The following is a 3,800-nucleotide window of genomic DNA, read 5'->3' as shown; positions in this document are numbered from 1 at the left end:
ATCTTAGATACAGGATTTTTTAATAGTTGTTAATTCAACTAACCTACAGCTAATAAGATTTTATGCTGGAGATTTCATTGCTTTCTTTACAAAACGTTTGTCTTTAGACATTTCATTTGTTTTAAAGTAAGTAAACAAGAAACTACCTAGTATAACGATTATGCTTCCAAGTCCTTGAATCCATGAAATTTTTTCATTTAATAAGAAAAACGCTAAAATGGCTGTGAAAATTGGATTGAAGTTTAGGAAAATACCAGCTGAAGTTGCTCCAATTTTTTGGACACCAATATTCCAAAAGAGCATACATAAGACAGTTGAAATAATCCCAGTATATAAAATTGAGAAAATAAATGATCCATTCATTTTTACAAGCGTAAAATCTGTGAGATTAAAAGGGATGATTACAACGAGTCCAAATATCCCTGAGTATAGTGTAGACATCATAGGTGATATATGCCTTGTTGCCCATCTACTACAAACCGAATAGATTCCCCATATGCATACGGCAATGACCATCCATAAATCACCTAAATTCAATTTCATTGAGAATAGTAGATTCATATCTCCTTTTGAAAGCACAAGAATAACTCCAAAGAACGAAATAATCATCGAAAATAGTTGTAAAAAGTTCAGTCTTTCTTTTAAAAATAAAGAAGAAAATAGAGCAATTGAAATTGTATTTAAGGTCGAAATTAACCCAACATTCGTTGCAGATGTCTTTTCTAATGCCATAAATTGAAAAAGATTAAAAAGAACAACACCTGTTACTCCCATCATGATTAATGGAAGAATAGCTTTACGTGGAGGTAAAATCTTTTTTTCTTTCCACCATACTATTGGTAATAATACGATAATAGCAATTCCCCATCTTAAAGTCGTTAAGGTCATTGGCGAAGCATGACCGACAAGGGATTTTCCAACGACAAAATTTCCTCCCCATAACAAACTTGTTAATAATAACAACAGTATATATAAGATTGGCATATCTAAACCCCCTATTTCACTGTTCTTAAGGTTTAAAAAAGACTTTACACAGTGATTTCTTACTATTTTTTAAATAGTTTAACATAAATGTTTATTTTACCGTAGATTATTTTGTATAATGGTATAAATACAAAATAATTTTAAGTTAATACATCATTTTGGAAAATATAATTCACTTTAAATGTTGAATCCAAACCATTTTCCGAATAATTGAAAGGGAGTAGATAATAGTGGAATATCAAGGAAATAAAGTGTTAGATGAAGTAGATCTTAAAATTTTAGATAAGCTACAAAAGGAAAGCCAAATAAGTAATACGGAACTAGCGCGACATGTGAATTTGTCACCACCTGCTACACATGCGAGAGTCAAACGATTGGAAAATGAAGGATACATCGATCGGCAAGTTGCAATCTTAAATCAAGAAAAGCTAGGTTTTGACTTACTTTGTTTTATTTTTATCAATACAAATATCCATCAAGCCGATAAATTAGAGGTGTTAGAGAAACAATTAAAATCCATGCCTCAAGTTTTAGAGTGCCACTTATTAACAGGAGAGTATGACTATCTATTAAAAGTTGCGAACAGAGAACGAAAGGAATTGGAGAACTTTATTCGGAAGTTAAATCAACTCGGAATTACAAGAATTCAAACAAGCTTAGCTTTAAGAGAAATCAAAAATTCTACTGTTTTGCCGTTATGTGAATAGGAAGAATAATATTTTTAAACCTTAGACCTTTGGTTTATTAAAAAAGGCTAATATGTACCTATTTTGAACTAACAGAGTTAGATGATGGAGACTGTGGTTATTCTAGTGAACTTCCTCATATAAAAATTGGATCTGAGTTTTACGATCCTAAATCAGCAATCGAAAAAATGGTTAATAAATGTAGATATATTAACGATCCCTTTATTTTGTAAAAATAACATTTGAATTACTGTATTTTTACAAAGGAAGAAGTTATGATTGATCAGCGAATAAATTTTCAATAATTAAATCTTTTTTAAAATTATTTACCATACAATAGTAGAAGAGTATAAGCTGCATAAATGCGGCTTTTTATTTTGCATTAAAGTAAGGAAAATAAAATAACTAATTTAGTTTATTTGTGTCATAAACCCAATGGGAAAAAATGATTTATTTTATAGTGCAAGGATGAGTAAGGGTGTAATGTCATTTTTTTGCTTTAGTGTATGTACTTCCTATTGGGAGATGTTCGTAAGCAAAACAAATGAAAGGATGTTTGGAATGAAAAAAAAGGCATTGGTGACCATTCCATTTTGTATTGTATTGGCGATTTTGATCGCTACATCGTTTGTGCTCACTTCAACGAAACCATCTGCCCCTTACATACTCAAACCTCAGCAATTAGCTGAAACGACAAAGCCAGCGGTAGTTCGAATTGTTGATTATGTGATTGTGAAGTGGACGATTACTTTAGATGATAAACGCGTAACGAGTGTGATGAAGAAATGGGATTATAAAACTGAACTGGACAGTTTTGGATCTGGCGCTATCATTAATTCGGACGGCTATATTGTAACAAACGCTCATGTTCTCATTTATTCTCATCAATTGTCCGATCATGATATTGTTTCTGAGGCATTTTCAATTCTTGTGGATGATGTTGCAACGGAAAATAATTGGACGCACAAATATACAGATGCGTACTTGAAACAGTATACTAGTTACGAAATCTTCCAAAAAGGCGTCGACGTGTACTTACCGACTGTAGATGATCCTATAAGCGCAGTCGTCAAAAGGTATCAACAACCTACCGATCATGGAAAAGATATGGCCCTTTTAAAAATTGATGGCTCAAACTATCCTACGATTCCACTTGGAAACAGTGACTCCATTCAAGATCAAGACAATATTTGGGTGATTGGTTACCCAGCTGCGGCAGATTCTGAATTACTATCCATTCATAGTTATGTTATCCCCACTATGAATAAAGGACAAATCTCAGCGATCTCAAAAACTACATTAGCAGGTAGCCCGATCCTTCAAATCAATGCAGCATCTACCCATGGGAATAGTGGGGGCCCCATTATCAACAACAAAGGACAATTGATTGGCTTACTCACCTTCCGTGGAGATACGGTAAATGATCAAGAAGTGCAAGGATTTCATTTTGCGGTACCTGTGAACACGTTGAAAAAAGTTGTCAATAAAGCGGACGTACTTGACATAAAAAGCCAAACAGATAAATTGTTCAAAGAAGGGTTAACTTTCTACTGGGCTGGCTATTACAAAGACGCACTTTCAAAATTCGAAGCAGTCCAACAAATCTATCCGAACCATCCAGAAGTAAAACGATACATTCATGAATCGAAACAAAAAATGAGCTCAAGCAAAACACTTTGGGCAAATCATAAAACGAGTTTTTTCATTCAAGATATTGTAGCATGTATACTAATCCTCATTCTTCTTCTTTACACTTTCACATTTAGCAGCAATTCAAAATCAATTACCACAACGAATCCACCATCAACCGATAATGAATCCGATTAAACTTTAATGATCCTGCCCTCAACCAGCAAAGTAAACAAAAAACGGCTCCATTTTGCTTATCGTAGGTTGCAATTGGAACTAATAAGCGGGATAAAAATCCTACCCAAGCCAATTGTAGAGCTACATACAAAAGGAGCCGTATAATTGAAGGATGGTCAATAATTTATTAGTTTAAACATTTAAAAAGTTTTTTTGTTGTTAGATTTACCTAGAAATAGTAGTTTTAAAAAATTTCATTTTTAAAATATGTATCTTATCTAAAATTAAAATAGCAATTAATCTAGTAAATATGAATATGGATAA

General features: G+C 32.7%; 3 protein-coding genes. 2 read left to right on the top strand and 1 reads right to left on the bottom strand.

Annotated features, from left to right (window positions below):
* Positions 1-60: 60 nt before the first annotated feature.
* Complete coding sequence (locus CN514_RS06885) at positions 61-984, bottom strand: DMT family transporter (RefSeq protein ID WP_098231961.1); 924 nt, start codon at positions 982-984, stop codon at positions 61-63.
* A gap of 230 nt (positions 985-1,214) precedes the next feature.
* On the opposite strand from CN514_RS06885, the gene CN514_RS06880 reads away from it, so the two are divergent.
* On the top strand, positions 1,215-1,691 hold the full coding sequence (locus CN514_RS06880) for an Lrp/AsnC family transcriptional regulator (RefSeq protein WP_098231960.1): 477 nt from the start codon (positions 1,215-1,217) through the stop codon (positions 1,689-1,691).
* A 462-nt stretch (positions 1,692-2,153) separates the two neighbouring features.
* Positions 2,154-3,497 (top strand): S1C family serine protease, encoded by a 1,344-nt coding sequence (locus CN514_RS06875; RefSeq protein WP_176525820.1) that lies wholly within the window; start codon positions 2,154-2,156, stop codon positions 3,495-3,497.
* The last annotated feature ends 303 nt before the right edge of the window (positions 3,498-3,800 follow it).

The organism is Bacillus sp. AFS001701, from assembly GCF_002559405.1.
Lineage (GTDB): Bacteria > Bacillota > Bacilli > Bacillales > Bacillaceae_G > Gottfriedia.
Note: the sequence above shows the minus strand (reverse complement) of the source record. Positions and strands in the feature narration are given on the sequence as shown.